A 17,518-nucleotide genomic window follows, 5' to 3' on the forward strand; every position below is an offset into this window, starting at 1 on the left:
AGATTAGATCTGAGCTAATCCCATCTTATTAAGTTATAAAGGGGCGAGATTTTTTGTCACTTAATCACCCTCATTTTTGACTTTTTCTATTAATTTTTTCCTAGGAATGTTGAGCGTGTTTTCTTAGGTTGGTATCGAAAGAAGATATATTTTATTGGTTTATTTTGGTACAATTATTTAGTAATTTTATTTAATGAGTAAATGGTATTAGTAAAAAAGAATTGCGCGGAAGGTATATTCAAATATTGAAGCTTAATCTTCAATAGGGGTAAGGATTGAGAAATAATGATAGTAATTAAATGAACTTTTTTTACACATTCTCATCCGAAAAAACTTTTAGGGGGACTAACATGCTAGGGAAATTATTTAAGAAGTTATTTGTTGGAAAGAAAGAGACAAAGAAACCTGAAAGTGTCAAGGTGAATAAAGGTAGAGGCCAAAAGCCTAAAATTGAGGCAACTAGGATAGGTGAGCTAGGAGAATACAAGATTAATATTCAGCTAGATCAACTTCCTAAAGAATATCGTTATTTGAGTGATTTTATGATCGAGAACCCGAAGTCGCGTTCTGGTTATTCGCAAATTGATCATGTTGTGTTTACACCCTACGGCCTTTTTATCATCGAAACAAAGAACTATGAAGGAATCATAAAAGGGAAAAAGAACGAGAAGAGCTGGAGCGTTAATTATAAATTCAGAATGCTAAATCCATTTTTTCAGAATTATGGTCATGTAGAAGCAGTAAAATCTTCTTTAAATATGAAGAAAGAATTAAAAATGTTTTCGTTAGTATCCTTTACTCGTCGCTGTACTTTCAAGGTAGATTTAGAGCTAAGGGACATTAAGTCTGATGCTTTAATTGTTTATGATACAGAGTTATCAGAGTTCATACATAGAAAAATGAATGTGGAAAAGTTATTAAATGGTGATCCAATATATACAGAAGAGGATATTCAACTGATGTATAGTCAATTAGAAAAAGCAAATATTACTGATCCTCTTTTACGAAAGAAACATATAGAATTAATTAAAAAGAGTAGCAATCAGGATGACTCCATCGGGCAAAGTTGCATCATATGTCAAAAGCCTGTTTCAAATAAGGTGAAAGCATTTTGCTTGGGAAATAAGAAACGGTTTAACGGGAAGATTTATTGTTATGACCATCAGAAGAAAGCTCAATAGTGATATGAAATCAGAGTGAAGGGAAGAAATCAATATGGATCATGGCGCAGGGAAGTTCTCCAAATGAGTAGTAGAACCGGAAAACCGAAAAAAGATATCATGTGGAGTATTCTTGGTGAAGATTTTACTGTTCGTAATGTTGCCTATTCTCGTATGAAGGTAGAGGGGAAGAATTCTTAAGCCTCGCAGACACGATTGCAAAAGAAATGAGAGTAGTGGAGGATCAGGAAAATCGTTACTTAAATTATTTGTCCCAGTTCAGTAAAGTCCTCTATATTAAAGAGGAAAGCTTGATTGATTTACTCAAAGTTGACTATGAGTTAGATGCAGCAAGAAGCAAATTCATCATTGCAAGTGAACGTGCATTATCAAGTTTGCAGTATCTTAAGGAGCAGGTGAAAGAATCTAGACAACATTTTTCAAAAGTAGATCAGCTGATTTTTTCTGCCTATGATTCTTTTTTTACTGAGAAAATGGATGCTAACAGAGGGGAACTTTCGCTGCTGTGGGCTTCTGCTATTATTGAACAACTACCGGGGAATTCCAAAGTAACATTTGTTGGAATGGACCACGATCTATACGATTTTGTAGAAAGAAGTTACTTTTCTATTACAAAAGCTAGTCCGTTTTCAAATGATAGATACTTTTTTAGTAACGATGCACTTTTATACGGTACTTACAGGAGCGATTCCAACCAAGAAGATTTTGCTCAATTGATTTCTATCTACAGGGAACCTGATAGAAAGAGTCGTTATTTTAAAAAAGTAAACAAATTTCTAAACATAAATCAACAAATAAAAGAGAAAATTAGTAACTCGGATTTTCAATATATGGTTACGTATGATGAGATTGAAATTGTATATTAGGGAACGTAGGTAATACATATAGAAGGTATTATCTTTTTTTAATTTGATTGTTAGAGTATAGTTTCTGATATACTTAAAATACTTCAGTGAAAAATATAAAGAGTATATAAATGGTAAAGTTAATCCTAATGTGAGGAATGTGTTGATCACAGGGTTCGGCTGGTTATATTGGCAATACTTTGTTTAACATACATTAATGACATGATGATGCAGTACCGTTCTTTAGTGTCCCGTTTGGTTTGAAACTGTTAGCAAAGGAGAGGAATCCGTGACTAGTAGTAGTAGAATTCTTATTATTTTATTTATTGTTGCATCTCTAGTACTTGTATTTTGGTTTGGACAAGGTTATTTATCAACGGATTCTGAGGATATTGTGGAAAAAGAAAATGTGAAAGAAGCTCAAAATATCAGTAATCTTGAATCTGAAATCGAATCAAAGGAGCAAATGATAGACCGCAAATATGAAAGTAATGAGTTTCAAGCAGGAATGACTCTATTGGTATATGGTCATCCTGATATTTCCGAGGGGAAAAAAATGTTTAAACACTTAAAGAGCTTAGGGATAAATAGTGTCACGATTACATTTCCTTTTTATCAAAAAGATTGGCAAGCAAATCATGTGAAAAGCGATCCTACCATTACACCTACCAATTCTGAATTAAAACATTTAATTCAAGGAGCTCATGCAGAAGATTTAAGTGTTATGATTCGGCCTATATTAGATGAACAAAGTTTGATGTCATCTGGGTATTGGAGAGGACAAATTCAGCCCACAGATCCTGAGGAATGGTTTAATAGTTATCGTTCATTATTACTTCAATACGCTGTGTTGGCACAATCTACTAACGTTGAATTCTTTAATATTGGAACAGAGCTTAGTTCTCTGCAAAACCGATACAGTGACGAGTGGGTGAAGCTTATTGAAGAATTACGTGAAAATTATGACGGGGAATTAATTTATTCATTTAATTGGGATACCGTGAAGGATATTTCAACAATTGAGTTTGTTCATTTATTAGATCATGTAGGCATTGACGCCTATTTTCCTTTAGAGGCTCCTAATGGTGCCAGTATAGAGACATTAGAAAACGAATGGGCTAAATGGACAAGTGAACTGAACACTTTACAGAACCACAAATCAATTATCATTACTGAAGCAGGAATGATACCTGTTGATGGAGCCTATCGACAACCTTATGCATGGAGCATACCTGATGGTGAGCTGGACGGTCAGGCCCAAGCAAATTACTATGAGGCAACATTTAATGCCTTGCAACCTATGAGTGAAGGCATATACTGGTGGTGTGTTACGTTGGGTCAGGATCCGGAAGTCATAGACTATTCTCCGCTTGATTTACCAACAGAAAAAGTAATTAAACAACATTATTTAAATGATTTTACTGATGAATGACCGCATTTTGGGGTCTGACCCCCGGTGCGTTAAAGCGTTAAAGTGAACACGGAAAATCCCTGGTTCTTATGCTGTCAGTGCAACAGCTAGATCCAGGGATTTTAAATATGGTTATTTGCTAAGAATCTGGGATCCCCGGTACATTAAACCGACATATTGTAGAATTTTTAACAATTACATATTGGGTATTTTTGGAAAAGGTGTACGTGCTAGTGTACGGTGGGAATAGGTTTCCGAACAGTATGGATTGTTCTTCTACCAAGACGATGAGGATAATAGTTTTATTGATATTTTCAAAGATTTGTTCGAAGCCGAAGATCTTGAACAAACGTTTGCGAGAAAAATTGAAGAGCCGTTTCAAGGTACATACACGTTCCGAACAACGCTTGGGGATGCGACGACTAAAATCCAATGTTCAGCGGAATACACTATGGAAGATCTTCATAATGCGCTTCAGGAAGCATATGGGTTTTGGAATGATCATTTGTACAGCTTCTTCATGACCGGGCAAGCCTGGACGGAACCTTCCATTAGTAGTCCGGAAGATTGGATGTCGGGACAACCAGCAGATGAAGTCACGCTTAGCGAAACAGGATTGAAACAAGGTGATACCATTCTTTATATTTATGACTATGGTGCGGAGTGGCGAGTGGAGATAGAGGTGGAGGAGATGGTAGAAAAATAGCGACTTTTTCGTGCCTGCCCCTAGTAGCATTAACTTCTCCTCGAAAATCCTAACCCCCAGTAAAATAACAACTTCCACCCTTGCATCTTTTATACCAATGAACGCCAATAGATTTATCACACATCGCCAGTACATTTACCAATGAAAAAAGGCACTCCTGAGTAATTAAATACGAAGCCCAAACATGCATAAAATAAGCATGTTTGGGCTTTTCTTTTTAACTTCTTTTAAAACGGTTTTAATGACATTAAGATTATTAAAATAAATATGGTTACTCTAGCTATATTATCTAACTTACCAATTTCCATTGCAATGGGCAGATACTCATCTGGCAAATCATCACTATCATGCTTTTCTAACATGAAATGCAATTTTTCAGCTCTCTTAGGAATCATATAAGCAACAACTGGTTGAACTGCTAAATACAAAGCTAGTGCAACAATATACCAACCTTGTGTAAATAAACTTGGATTCAACATTCCTAGTAAAAGACCAGTTAGAAGTAAAGTGATACTTCCAATCTTTGCATGCTTTTCTACTTCTTTAGCAGTTTCTAATGCCTGTTTTGCTTTTACAACGGTTGTTCCTTTTTTCATAATAGATGGGTTTGCAAATACTGCCCCTAAACTACAAACTGCAGCAATAAGATGAATAACAATAATAATTCCATAAAGTGTCATTCTTAATCATCCTCCTTTTTAATTTCCCTGAATTTATATTCTTACATATACAGAAGTATTTCATTTTAATTTAAAATATTGGGATAACTTGTCTTAGGTTTGGTTGTAAAGAGTAATTTAGTGAAGATTAAATCTCTGAAACGTATAACCAAATAAGAAAGTCTATACATCATTAACATCTTTTCTATGTTATTTATGTTTTTAATGTTGTTCTTAAAAGAGTGATGGTTTATGCTTTATTAAGAACCAATACGTTGCAATTTGAAAAGGAGGTGTTTTTATGAAGAGAAGCTTTTTAATAATGAACTTAGCTATTGCCTTTGCATTGACTTTTGTTCTACCTACTGCGGTTAGTGCACAATCCTATGGACCGGATGTATCGAAGCAGCTTGCAGAAGTTCGGCAAGTAACAACTAAATATCATGACATTGAATCTGCCTTTGAAGATGGGTATGACACCGATTACCATGTAGTTCCCAATATGGGTATTCATTTAAAAAATGATGATTTAGTAGGTAACGGTATCCTTGACCCATTAGCTCCTGAAGTTCTTGTCTATGACCCTAAGAAAAATGGCGGCTATAAATTAGTAGCTGTTGAATACTTGTCTCCAGGTGGAGAACGTCCATCATTATTTGGTCAAGAATTCGATGACGGACCTTTCCCTGGTTCTTATGCTTTACATGCTTGGGTTTGGCAAGGAAATCCTGATGGGGTGTTTTCTGCGTTCAATCCCAATGTAGCAAATGTAGAATGATAATTCACGATTGCGACAGTAAGAAAGAAAAACAACCTAATTTGTTAGAGAGCCCCTGAATAAAACACCTCCAAATGTAAAACTATCTTTTACACTTGGAGGTGTTTTTCTTATGGTAAAGAAAACATATTACCCGGAAAAAGTGAAACAGGAGGTGATTCGTCTAAAACTATCAGGTGAGTACTCATGAACATTAGAAAACATCTTTAAAATTGGTATTTTTTGTTTTTTTAGAAGTGTTTTAGAATTTTTATAGTATTAAATACTTATGTATTATTATTTTGCATAGTCTATTAGCAGGGGAGGTGAGGACATAAAGCAGTTGGTTGATTCATGTGCCAAATATTGTGGAGGTTGTGGGGCGACAGGTTTGTTCCTCATGTGATCTCCTTTAATGAAAGGATAGGCGATATTGCGTCCAATGTGGAGAGGAGTTCTAGAAGTCTGACAAGTACTGTGGAGAGTAAACAACAGGGGCGCAAACTGCTTACAATCTTCATCTGGGCAATACTAGGTAGTTTAGTACTTCTCTATATTTTCGGATGACGCGGAGGTTATAGCTTTGGAGGTTTAACTAATCAACTGAATTTGGTTTGAAGCCGTTGAAATGGGCAATTTGCAGAAGGGTGGAAGATTTATAGAAACCAGTGCTTTTAGAGGTTTATCCTGAACCTTATTTCGGTAATCCGATTTCTTTGTTTGTCGAACTTTAGCGTGTGATCAGGAAAAGGTTGATTGATGAGATAGAACAGTATTAATGTTCGTCCATCTAATCGATACTACCCTTCCTTAATCATCATTTTAACAATACTAATTTTATGAAGGGAGAGAATCTATGGGATATTGTACAAAGTGCGGGGAGCCGCTATCTGATGACCAGACATTTTGTACGGCTTGTGGAGCTAAACAGGAAGGGGACCAAGCTCCTTCAGCCCAAAGTGAACAGAAACAGAGAATTCCGAAGAAACCGATGTCCAGGAAAAGAAAGTTTACCTTTCTATCTGTTTTTGTGGCAGCTGCCCTCCTAATTGGTGCACACTTTATGATCTCGAATTGGATCGATCCTTTGCAAACCGTTCAAGCAATGGACCGAGCGATGACTGAACAAGATGCGGACCGTTTTTTTGAATATGTGGAACTGAAGGATAACGCCGTCATTCATAAAGAGGAATACTTAGAATTTATAGAAGGATCGGACTGGGAAAGTATTCGTGATCAATTATTGGAGAAATTTCAAGATGACAGCAATCAACTGTTCGATTTTGCTATTCGTGATTATGGTGGGAATAAGATCTTCAATATAAAAAAGAATACAATCGTTCCAGGCTTATATCATTCCTACACGATTGAAGGCATTCCTAATCAGGTGCTAGCTGCATCAAATATGGAGGATACAACATTTACTTTTGAAGAGCAAACGGTGGAGCTTGAAGAAGAAGAAAAATATGTGGACGTCGCTCTCGCATATCCTGGTCAATATGAAGTGAATGGAGCTGCCGCCAATGCATTTGGTGAGTTTGAATATACGAATACCATCGATGTTTATCCGAACGGTTCTAATGAATCAGAAATCAATGTTTTATTTTCAAATGAAACAGTTTCGGTGGACACCAATCAGGAAGACGCTGTTTTATTCATTAATGGAGAAAATACGGAGAAAACATTAGGAGAGTATGAAGAGCTTGGGCCTTTTCCTGATGAAGAAGTGATCCTTCATGCCGAATGGAAAGATGAAGACGGAGAAGTTCATAAAAGTGAAGAAATGAATCAAGATGCTCTGTACTGGGGAGCCCTCATTTTTTATTTTGAAGAAGAGGAAAGTGTAGAGATTTATGCAGAAGAAGAGCAAGAAGAAAGTGAAGAAGCTACGGATGAGGACCTGGCAGCAGGCGCAGAGGCTCATGTGCTCGACTTCAGGTATATGTATGAAGATGCGTTGAACAACCGCGACTATAGTATCGTATCTTTTTATATGGAAACAGGCAGTGATGCCGATGAAGAGCTGGGGGAATATGTAGGGAATCTAGAAGATAAAGGGTTTGAATTTGAATTCACGGAAGATGAAATACTTTCTTCTGAGCAGGCAGACGAAGATACGGTGATAGTAACAGCGAATGAGAAGTTTATCTTCACGAACCACGAATGGGATCAGAGCCATCATGATCGCGTCATGGAATATACCGTCATAAATACGGAGGATGGATTTAAGATCACGAAGATTGATACCGATGAAACCTAGAGAAAGATAGCTGATTGTATGATATGAGGCATGAAACCTCCTATTGGTTTGGGAGGCAAAAGCTCAGTTTTACAGAGATCGATACAAGGACCGTTTCTCTGGACATAGCTAAGTTGAATGTATACTTCCATATGTATAAATACTTGTTGAGGATGATTTTAATCTTAGGAAATAAGGATAGAAAGGAAAGGTATACGGCTCTGGACAGTACTTATTGCTTTCACTATTCTTGTATTTTTCCATACATACAAAGGGCGTATACGCATAAAAAAATTCATAATAAAGGATGGTTTGATGAAATGTACACAATGTCACCATGAACAAGTATCAGGAAAGTTCTGCGGGGTCTGTGGCGGTCCGATGAGTGAAGCGGGGACGTCTGTTGAAACGGAACAAGCCGCGTCTGCTGCCACAATGGAAGACAAGCCGGTTACGAACACCTCGGATTCATTCGAGAAAGTCAAGAAGTTCTCTGGAGATTACGGACAATGGGCACTTCGTTTTTTGAAACAGCCTTCATTAGCCTTTCGTGCAGGGGAAACGGCATTTGCTCAAGGACTTGCTACGCTCATTATTTATATGGTTGCATTTTCCCTCAGCATTTACTTCTTAGCAAATTCTCTATTTAAACAATTGGGATTTGGTCTAGGTGATCAGTCTCTGCCTTTCTTCAGTGTGAGTTCGAGATTATTTCTAGTTTCCTTGATAGGGATCGTCATTTGTTTAGTTGCTCTATTTGTTATTGCTAGATTCATGGATCTGCAGCTGAACGTCAAACGTTTAATTGCTCAATATGGCGGATTGATTACACCTTTTGCTGCAATTAATGTTCTTGCGATTATCTTCGGTCTGAGCGGTGCCGTGTCTATGACGCTGCTTTTATTAGGAGGATCCGCATTTTTTGTTCTTATATTAGTACCAGCTTTATTCATCTATCACTACGGATTAACGTTTAAAGCAGAGCAGAATGTATTTTATTGGAGTACGGGCACTAGTTTAATCATTATGGTCGTTACTTATTTATTTTGGAATTGGATCATATCGGATACTTTGAATGAAATTGAATCTTTCCTATCCTTCTTTTGATTATGGGGTCTGACCCCCGGTGCGTTAAAGTGTTAAAGTGAATATGAAAAAATCCCTGGTTCTCATGCTGTCAGTGCGCAGTTAGAACCAGGGATTTTTATACGCGATAGAATCTTTTTAGATACCCACAAAGATAAAAAAAGTAAGATTTACATAAGTATGATATGTTTGAAGAACTTTGTTTTGTGGTGGAAGAGAACACACAATATTTATAATCATGAACGATTACAAAATTACAAACATGACTAACGGCCTCAGCCCTATAGAAAATGGAGCAAAAGCCAATTAGATCATTTTTATTATCTTAACTATCTACTTGACAGGGGGCAATTCATTTATCTGTTAGGCTGATATCGTTTTATTCTTTAATCATTTCCTCATTATTTCGGATCCTTTTAGTAACAGTTTCAGTGGGGTCAAATGTTTCTTTTCCTTTCAATAAATCCAAATGCTCTTTATGTGTCGCCAGGGTACGCTCGATGCTCCTGGAGTTATTAAAGTGGATCATCTTCGGTCGTATTAATTCATAAATCGTTCGACCGATTTCAATCGTGAACGGATTTTCTGTTTCCTGTAAAACGGCGTAGTGAAACTCTAAATCAATATCGACGAGCTCTTCAGGGGTTAGCTCTGGTTTCATCCGCTCAACTTGGGAAAGGTAAACAGCTTCAATTTTATCTAGATTCTTCTCTTTTTTAGTGATGATACTGTTCATTAAAAGGACTTCGAAGTGCTGACGGAATTCAATCAGTTGTTCCATGTTATGACTATGCATTATTAAGCTGAATATAAGAGGATTCATCGTAAGTTCGGAGGAGCTTTCTGTAATAAACATTCCTTCGCCTCTCTTGATTTGAATAACTCCGATAGACTCGAGAATTTTTATGGCCTCACGGACAGGTGTCCGACTCACGCCTAACTGCTCGATCAACTCCATTTCTGTTGGTAATTTATCTCCAGGCTTCAATCTTCCATTAATCAAATAGTCTTTGATCAGCGATACGATTCCCATAGATTTCGTTTGACTAGTGTGTATTCTATCGAAAGTGATGGTCATTTTCATCATCCTCACCATTATTTTTTAATCTGTTAAACGATGCTGTTGAACTAAAAAGGATAATCCTGGGTTGGTAAACTCTTGTCAAAATTAGACCTGCCGAGATTCTTCAGCAAGGAACGAATGGAATTCGTGAAACGATTAGATTCCCATCTTCGCACAATCAACCCTACATAAAACAAATGAATATTTTGAAAAGTTTTAATTTTGTGTAAAATATATTTACAATTTGTGAAAATTCAGATAATATACTATATATACTACATCATATGTATGATGTATGCATTATTAAATCTTGGATATCTTCCACTGTCCCTTGCATAGATGAGATTTAAATGAGGAAAGTCTCGAGCACGAAGCAAGTATTACATAAAAAGAGTGAGAACATTAAAGTTATTATAGGAATTGATACAAATAACGTCGAGAGACAGAGTGACACCGAAGCATTTTAGAACAACACGGAAAAGATGAAGATTATCTCAAACCATCTAAGCCAGATTGTGTTGTCTTTCCTGAAAATAGTAAAGAAGTTTCCGCCATTGTTTGCCTGGCCAACCCAATAAAATCAAGACGCCATAACGTCGGATCAAATAATGAACGATTGAATCATTGAACTGAACGTTTTTTGCTTCTCCTTCTCATCGCTTATATGTAGGCATATTTACAGATACAGAAGCGACGGTTGTCGCGGGTGTGTATCAGCTTTTGGATACTACTTGACCCGTGAGCGGATTCCGGCTCAATTGACAGATGCGATGCTCGGAGTGACAGATAACTGGATCATTGCTTTGTTGATTATTAATCTATTACTTATTTTTGTGGGGATTTTCCTTGAAACATCAGCTGCCATCATCATTCTTACACCGATTCTTGTACCAATTGCTAGTGCGATGGAAATTGACCTTACTCATATCGGAATTATCATGATTGTTAATTTGGCCATCGGCTTCATTACACCACCCGTTGGAGTCAACTTGTTTGTTGCTGCAAATATTGCCGGTACAAAATTTGAGAGTTTGGTTCGTGCCATCATACCGTTCATTATCATTATGGTCATTGATGTATTGATCGTTTCATTTCTACCATTCTTAAGTCTATGGTTCATTCAATAACAAAGCGAGGAGTGTCCTAATGAAAATCTATAACATAGCTGTATTGCCTGGTGACGGAATCGGACCTGAGGTCATCAACGAAGGGATGAAAGTTTTACAGGCCTTGGCTGATGTCGATTCGACGTTCAAGTTTGAAAGTACCACTTTTAATTGGAATTCCGATTACTACTTGAAACATAACCGTATGATGCCTGAAGATGGATTATCCACATTGCAACACTATGACGCCATCTTTTTTGGGGCGATTGGTGATCGGCGTGTGCCTGAACATATACCCATCTGGGAGTTGATCATGCCGATCAGGAAAAATTTCCGACAATATGTGAACCTTCGACCAATAAAGCAATTGCGGGGAGTAAAAAGCCCTATTAATGCGAATGGCCCGATTGATTTTTATGTCTATCGTGAAAACGCAGAAGGAGAATATTCGAATATTGGAGGGCGACTATATCAGCAAACAGATGAGGAAATAGCGATTCAAAATACAGTGATCACTAAAAAAGGCGTCAGACGTTTGGCTAGTTACGCGTTCGAGTATGCGGAGAAGAATCATGTGAAAAAAGTCGTCAATGCAACAAAATCAAATGCGATCGTTCATTCAATGAAATTGTGGGATGAGGCCGTGGAAGAAGTAGCTTCCTCTTATCCCGAAATCATGGTCGAGGATGTCTATATCGATGCTCTTGTGGCGCATTTAGTACAACGTCCAGAAACATATGAAGTCATCGTTGCCTCGAATTTATTTGGAGATATTTTAACAGACCTCGGTGCTGCGCTAGTCGGTGGTTTAGGTTTATCTCCATCGGCGAACCTCAATCCAGAACGAAACTTTCCATCAATGTTTGAACCAATCCATGGCTCTGCGCCTGATATCAGTGGGAAGCAAATCGCCAATCCAATTGCTCAAATATGGTCTGCGGCTTTGATGCTTGAACATCTAGGTCGTAAAGACTTGTCCTCTATTGTCATGACGGCGATTGAAAATGTGATCGAAGACAAGAAAGTTTTGACCCCAGACTTAGGAGGAAACGCACGAACATTTGAAACGGGGGATGCTATCGTGCAACAAATAAATCACCAATATAGGAGGTAACCTATGAATTTTCAAAATAAAACGGTTGTAGTAACTGGAGCCAATGGCGGCATGGGAAAAGTCATCACTAGACGCTTCTTAGAGAAGGGAGCTAGAGTAGCGGCTCTCGACCTTGATGTAGATGCTTTAGAAGAATTGGACAAGGAATACGAAGGTCAGTTCATGCGATGTTCCGCTAATCTTACTAATGAAGAGGAAGTAAGCGAGGCCGTAGACGAAGCGTCCAATTTTCTTGGAGACATCTCCATTCTAGTTAATGCTCTTGGAATGGCTCAGGCAGCAACCAATATTGATGAACTCGATTTGGCTGAATGGAATAAGCTTATGGCGGTCAATACCACCTCTTTGTTTTTAATCAATAAGGAAGTAGTGAAAGTCATGAAAGCCAAAGGGGTTGGAGCAATCACCAATATTGCCTCGATTGCCGCCGAACGCCCTCGTCCAGGACTGAATGCATATGTGACCTCAAAAGGCGGAGCGATCGCTTTTACGAAAGCTTTAGCGATTGAACTTGCCGAATTCAAAATTCGAGTCAATGCGATTAATCCTGGCCCATCGGATACAAGCATGCTAGCGAAATTCAGCCCTCGAGGCGGGAATGTAGAAAAAATGAAGGAGGAAACATTCAAGCTTAGTGTTCCTCTTGGTGAATTGGTTAGGCCTGATGACATTGCAGAAGCGGTTATGTATTTAAGTTCAGATGAGGCTCGAATGGTCACAGGAAGTGTGTTGAATGTAGATGGTGGCCGTGGTCTTTAAAAAGGGGGGGGATAAGGTATGAAATGTATGTATGTGGATGGCGAATGGTATGAAAGTGAGGATAAGGAAACTTTTCAAACAAAAAATCCGGCTAATCAAGAAGTAATCGAAGAGGTTCCCCGTGGAAAACAAAAGGATATTGAATATGCCGTCATGACCTCAAGAAGGACGTTTGAGTCAGAAGAATGGCAGGACTTCCCCCCTGAAGGACGGGGAAGGATTCTGAATGATATCGCGTCAAAATTAAGAAGGGATGCCGAAGAAATCGCAACACTTGAAACATTGGATACAGGAAAACCGATTTCTCAAGGAAGAAGTGATGTAGAAGCAGCGGCCAGGTATTTCGAGTATTACGCAGGTATGGCTGACAAAATATTTGGAGAAACGATCCCAGTTCAATCCGACATTTTGGATTATACCGTGAGAGAGCCGGTAGGAGTGACAGCCCATATCATTCCATGGAATTACCCGATCCAAATCACATCAAGAAGTACAGCAGCTGCAATTGCGACGGGGAATACAGTGGTAGTAAAGCCTGCGGAAGACACGCCTCTTACTGCCCTTAAATTAGCCGAGCTGTTTAATGAGACGACTTTACCAAAGGGGGTATTTAATGTAGTGACAGGTTACGGTCAAGAAGCGGGAGCGGCATTGATCAATCATCCTGAAGTCAACCACATCACCTTTACCGGTTCCCTCCAAACCGGTAGGGTCGTCATGGAGACAGCTGCAAGAAACATTATTCCAGTAACCTTAGAACTCGGCGGAAAGTCTCCGAATATCGTTTTTAATGATGGCGACCTGGACGAAGCAGCCGAATGGGTCGTGAAATCTGTGATACAAAATGCCGGGCAAACATGTTCGGCAGGATCGAGATTATTGGTACAGGAGGATATACAGGAGCTATTTATCGAAAAAGTGAAAAACAGGATGCTTTCCGTCAACATGGGGCGAGGGATTGACGATCCAGATCTTGGTCCAGTGCTGTCGCAAAAGCAATTTGAGCGAATAGAAACGTTTATGGACATTGCCCGCAAAGAGAATGCGACATTTTTAACTGGTGGAGAGCGCGTGCATGTTGAGGGTTGTGAAGATGGTTTTTTCATGCCTCCGACGATTATTGAGGGACTCGATCCCCAAAGCGAAGTGGCCCAAGAGGAAATCTTTGGTCCTGTCCTGAGTGTTTTTCCTTTTAAAGATGAGGAAGAGGCGATTCAGCTAGCTAATAATACCCCCTATGGATTAGTGACAGGTTTGTGGACAGAAAACATCGGTCGGGCCCATCGTGTCGCAAAGAAAATAAGAGCTGGACAAGTGTTCATCAACAATTATGGTGCTGGTGGAGGTATTCAGATGCCTTTTGGTGGATACAAGAAAAGTGGCTTCGGAAGAGAGAAAGGTTTAGAAGCATTAAGGAATTATACTACTTTAAAAAATGTTGCCTTAAAAATGTGATTACAACAAGACATTACCGAAGACGTACGGTTGAATCAATGAGGTTCGAAAAACTTCTACCCTTGAAGTTTTAACTTTGTAAAAAGGAGATGGGGAGTTGGAAAAAGAACTGAAGAAAAAACAGGATTATCGGTTTAAGATTGCGAATCGAGAAGCATTGATTGGTGTTGCGTTAGCTGTTTTCAATTTTATTTGGTGGTTTGCTTTTGCATACGGTCTTGGAGGTCGGACGCCTGAAAATTATTCGTATGTCTTTGGATTACCAGCATGGTTCTTTTACAGCTGTGTGCTCGGTTTTGTCGTCATGACTTTACTTGTAATCATCATAGTGAAAGTTTGGTTTGTCGACGTGCCTTTAGATGAAGAGGAAGGTGAGTAATCATGAACATGGGCGTTGTTATCTCGTTAGTTATTTTTCTTCTTGCGATCTTCATTATTGGTTTTTGGTCGAGCAGGTCATTGAAAAATACAGCCGAGGATTCTTTTCTACAAGAGTACTTCCTAGGAGGACGGCAGCTAGGTGGATTCATACTCGCGATGACAATGATTGCCACATATGGTAGTGCGAGCAGTTTCATAGGTGGTCCAGGAGTAGCGTACAACCAAGGATTCGGCTGGGTGCTGCTATCGATGTCGCAAGTAGCTACCGGTTATTTTGTCCTTATGATTCTCGGCAAAAAGTTTGCCATTATGGCTCGCAAATATAAAGCAGTGACACTGATTGACTACTTGAAAGGACGCTATCAAAGCAAGTGGGTGGTGTTGACTGCAGCATTTAGTATAATTGTTTTCCTTTTTTCAGCAATGGCAGCTCAATGGATTGGTGGGGCAAGATTAATTGAGTCGTTGACAGGATTAAACTATACGACTGCACTATTTATCTTTGCTGTTTCTGTCCTTACGTATGTCATTATCGGAGGGTTCAGAGCAGTCGCACTGACAGATACCGTTCAAGGTGTGGTCATGTTTGGTGGTACACTGATTTTATTGATTGCTACGATCATTGCAGGGGGCGGTATTGGGAATATTATGGCAGATCTTACTGCAGAGAACCCTAACTTAGTCACCCCTTATGGAGCAGATGGAGGTTTAAGCCCCTCGTACGTTTCATCTTTCTGGATTTTGGTCGGGGTAGCAGTTGTTGGTTTACCACAAGTCACAGTTCGGGCTATGGCCTACAAAAATTCGCGCTCGATGCACCGGGCGCTGATTATCGGAACGATTGTCGTCGGTTTCATCATGTTGAACATGCACTTGATTGGTGTCTTTGCACGCCCTATCTTACCTGGAATTGAAGTGGGAGACAAAGTGATGCCGATGATTGCTCAAGAGGTGCTGCCTCCCTGGTTAGCTGGCGTCGTACTAGCGGCTCCGATGGCTGCAATCATGTCTACTGTCGACTCCCTGCTATTGCTTGTAAGTTCGGCCGTTGTCAAGGACGTTTACTTGAATTACATCAAGCCAGATGCTTCGAACGCTAGAGTGAAAAAGATGACCTTCAGCGTGACGGGGATTCTTGGAATTCTCGTGTTCCTTATGGCCTTAAGTCCTCCGGATCTATTAATCTGGTTGAACCTGTTTGCTTTTGGTGGCCTTGAAGCTACTTTCATTTGGCCCGTTGTTCTAGGACTCTATTGGGAAACGGGTAACAAGTATGGAGCCTTAGCATCTATGATCGTCGGTATTGCTTCCTACATTATCGTTGATCAATTTTTCCCTAATTTATTTGGTATGCACAATGTTGTCGTTCCTATCATTTTATCCTTCTTTGCTTTTGTAACCGTAAGTCTGCTAACGAAGTCTTTGATGGTCAATGAATACATCAATCAGGATAAATTAGAAAGGAGCATGTAAACAAATGAAGAATACAAGCACGGAGACCAGGTTTATTCGAGATCGTGAAAGAGTGATCTCTCTAACACAAGAATTAGTTCGAATCCCGAGCGTTTACCGGCCAGGTGTAGATGGGGGAAATGAAGAAAAGGCGGCTCTCTTTGTTGGTGACTACTTAAGAAAACTTGGAATTGACGTTCATATAGAAGAAGTAGAGCCAGGAAGACCGAATGTGGTTGGAGTGATTGACTCAGGGAAGCCTGGAAAAACGCTATTATTTGAAGGGCATACGGATGTGGTGACAGAAGGGGATCATGGATCTTGGAATTACGATCCCTTCGGAGCAGAAATCATCGATGGACGTATGCATGGCAGGGGAACCAATGATACAAAAGGGAATTTATCTTGTATGATCACCGCCGTTCAATCAATGCTAGAAGACAAAGAAGAATGGTCCGGTAAAATAATTATGTGTATCCCATGTGACGAAGAAGGCATGATGATCGGGATTAAACACTTCATTAAGCAAGGATGGGCCGAGGGTGTGGATGGAGCCATCATATGTGAGCCGGAAGAAAATCAGGTGTGCATTACCCAACGCGGAGCGATGCGTATCGTTTTAAAAACGTATGGAAAAATGGCCCACGGTGCAATTTCTTGGAGCGGAATCAATCCGAACTGGCGAATGGCGAAAGTAATTGTAGAGTTGGAAAAGCTGGAAAAACGTGAGCAAGAACGGTTAGGAAAACACCCGACGCTCGGTTGGCCAAGCATTACACCGACGATATTACAAGCTCCTGCCAAAGGAGACGCTCAGATCAATGTCATTCCTGAACAATGTATGACGACGCTCGATATTCGGACTGTACCTGGCCAAAATCATACAACCTTACAAGAAGATATCCGCCATATCTTTGAGCGGATAGCTAAAGATGACCCGGACTTCCAAGCTGATTTTGAAGTGATCGAGGATCGTCCTTGGACATCGACAGATAAAGAAGAACCCGTTGTGAAAGCCGTATCGCAAGCTATTCAAACGGTTTTGGAAAAAGATCCGGTATATAACGGTGTACCAGGAGCAACGGATGGAACCTTCCTTCACTTAGCTGGAGTCCCGATTGTAACGATTGGGGCAGGAGACCGAGAAGTCCCGCATCAAATCAATGAATATGTCGATGTAGATGAACTAGCTGAAACAACGGAAATCTACAGACAAGCAGCTTTGAACTTTTTATTATAGGGGTCTGACCCACTAGCCTTGCACGACTTGAAATATATGTAAATAGCTTTGAAATCATAGTTCT

At 39.4% G+C, this 17,518-nt stretch carries 15 protein-coding genes and 1 pseudogene; 14 read left to right on the top strand and 2 right to left on the bottom strand.

Going from position 1 to position 17,518, the window contains the following annotated elements; genetic code table 11:
• Positions 1-350: 350 nt before the first annotated feature.
• From ACFQIC_RS15130 to ACFQIC_RS15145, 4 genes are all read left to right on the top strand, one after another.
• A complete protein-coding gene (locus tag ACFQIC_RS15130) occupies positions 351-1,181 on the top strand; it encodes a nuclease-related domain-containing protein (RefSeq protein WP_204711707.1) in 831 nt (276 codons plus the stop codon).
• 206 nt (positions 1,182-1,387) lie between these two features.
• Entirely contained in the window at positions 1,388-2,047 is a 660-nt protein-coding gene (locus ACFQIC_RS15135) for a hypothetical protein (protein ID WP_204711709.1), read from the top strand.
• Between the two features lie 268 nt (positions 2,048-2,315).
• Positions 2,316-3,458: a glycoside hydrolase family 113 gene (locus ACFQIC_RS15140; RefSeq protein ID WP_204711711.1), complete on the top strand. Its 1,143-nt coding sequence runs from the start codon at positions 2,316-2,318 to the stop codon at positions 3,456-3,458.
• A 247-nt stretch (positions 3,459-3,705) separates the two neighbouring features.
• Positions 3,706-4,143 (top strand): IS1096 element passenger TnpR family protein, encoded by a 438-nt coding sequence (locus tag ACFQIC_RS15145; RefSeq protein ID WP_204711713.1) that lies wholly within the window; start codon positions 3,706-3,708, stop codon positions 4,141-4,143.
• A gap of 227 nt (positions 4,144-4,370) precedes the next feature.
• On the opposite strand, the gene ACFQIC_RS15150 is transcribed toward ACFQIC_RS15145, so the two are convergent.
• The gene (locus ACFQIC_RS15150; protein WP_204711715.1) at positions 4,371-4,823 is read right to left on the bottom strand and encodes a DUF2269 family protein; all 453 of its coding nucleotides are present in this window, start codon (positions 4,821-4,823) and stop codon (positions 4,371-4,373) included.
• Positions 4,824-5,103: 280 nt separating this feature from the next.
• Between ACFQIC_RS15150 and ACFQIC_RS15155 the strand changes: the two genes are divergently transcribed.
• The 3 genes from ACFQIC_RS15155 to ACFQIC_RS15165 all read left to right on the top strand — a co-directional run bounded on the left by ACFQIC_RS15155 (position 5,104) and on the right by ACFQIC_RS15165 (position 8,905).
• Entirely contained in the window at positions 5,104-5,580 is a 477-nt protein-coding gene (locus tag ACFQIC_RS15155) for a hypothetical protein (RefSeq protein WP_204711717.1), read from the top strand.
• A gap of 835 nt (positions 5,581-6,415) precedes the next feature.
• Positions 6,416-7,819 (top strand): TcaA NTF2-like domain-containing protein, encoded by a 1,404-nt coding sequence (locus tag ACFQIC_RS15160; RefSeq protein ID WP_204711719.1) that lies wholly within the window; start codon positions 6,416-6,418, stop codon positions 7,817-7,819.
• A 294-nt stretch (positions 7,820-8,113) separates the two neighbouring features.
• Positions 8,114-8,905 (top strand): hypothetical protein, encoded by a 792-nt coding sequence (locus ACFQIC_RS15165; RefSeq protein WP_204711721.1) that lies wholly within the window; start codon positions 8,114-8,116, stop codon positions 8,903-8,905.
• 358 nt (positions 8,906-9,263) lie between these two features.
• Here ACFQIC_RS15165 and ACFQIC_RS15170 read toward each other — a convergent pair whose 3' ends face one another.
• Positions 9,264-9,962: a FadR/GntR family transcriptional regulator gene (locus ACFQIC_RS15170; protein ID WP_204711723.1), complete on the bottom strand. Its 699-nt coding sequence runs from the start codon at positions 9,960-9,962 to the stop codon at positions 9,264-9,266.
• A 698-nt stretch (positions 9,963-10,660) separates the two neighbouring features.
• Here ACFQIC_RS15170 and ACFQIC_RS15175 point away from each other — a divergent pair.
• From ACFQIC_RS15175 to ACFQIC_RS15205, 7 genes and pseudogenes are all read left to right on the top strand, one after another.
• Positions 10,661-11,074: pseudogene (locus ACFQIC_RS15175) on the top strand (TRAP transporter large permease subunit); the annotation flags it as partial.
• 19 nt (positions 11,075-11,093) lie between these two features.
• Positions 11,094-12,167: a tartrate dehydrogenase gene (locus ACFQIC_RS15180; RefSeq protein WP_204711725.1), complete on the top strand. Its 1,074-nt coding sequence runs from the start codon at positions 11,094-11,096 to the stop codon at positions 12,165-12,167.
• Between the two features lie 3 nt (positions 12,168-12,170).
• On the top strand, positions 12,171-12,926 hold the full coding sequence (locus ACFQIC_RS15185) for an SDR family NAD(P)-dependent oxidoreductase (RefSeq protein WP_204711727.1): 756 nt from the start codon (positions 12,171-12,173) through the stop codon (positions 12,924-12,926).
• Positions 12,927-12,944: 18 nt separating this feature from the next.
• A complete protein-coding gene (locus tag ACFQIC_RS15190) occupies positions 12,945-14,381 on the top strand; it encodes an aldehyde dehydrogenase family protein (RefSeq protein ID WP_204711729.1) in 1,437 nt (478 codons plus the stop codon).
• A gap of 97 nt (positions 14,382-14,478) precedes the next feature.
• Complete coding sequence (locus ACFQIC_RS15195) at positions 14,479-14,760, top strand: YhdT family protein (RefSeq protein ID WP_390217342.1); 282 nt, start codon at positions 14,479-14,481, stop codon at positions 14,758-14,760.
• A gap of 2 nt (positions 14,761-14,762) precedes the next feature.
• Positions 14,763-16,235: a sodium/pantothenate symporter gene (gene panF, locus ACFQIC_RS15200; protein WP_204711731.1), complete on the top strand. Its 1,473-nt coding sequence runs from the start codon at positions 14,763-14,765 to the stop codon at positions 16,233-16,235.
• A gap of 4 nt (positions 16,236-16,239) precedes the next feature.
• On the top strand, positions 16,240-17,454 hold the full coding sequence (locus ACFQIC_RS15205) for a M20 family metallopeptidase (protein ID WP_204711733.1): 1,215 nt from the start codon (positions 16,240-16,242) through the stop codon (positions 17,452-17,454).
• Positions 17,455-17,518 lie beyond the last annotated feature (64 nt).

This window comes from Halobacillus seohaensis (assembly GCF_042663045.1).
Taxonomy (GTDB): Bacteria; Bacillota; Bacilli; order Bacillales; family Halobacillaceae; genus Halobacillus_A; species Halobacillus_A seohaensis.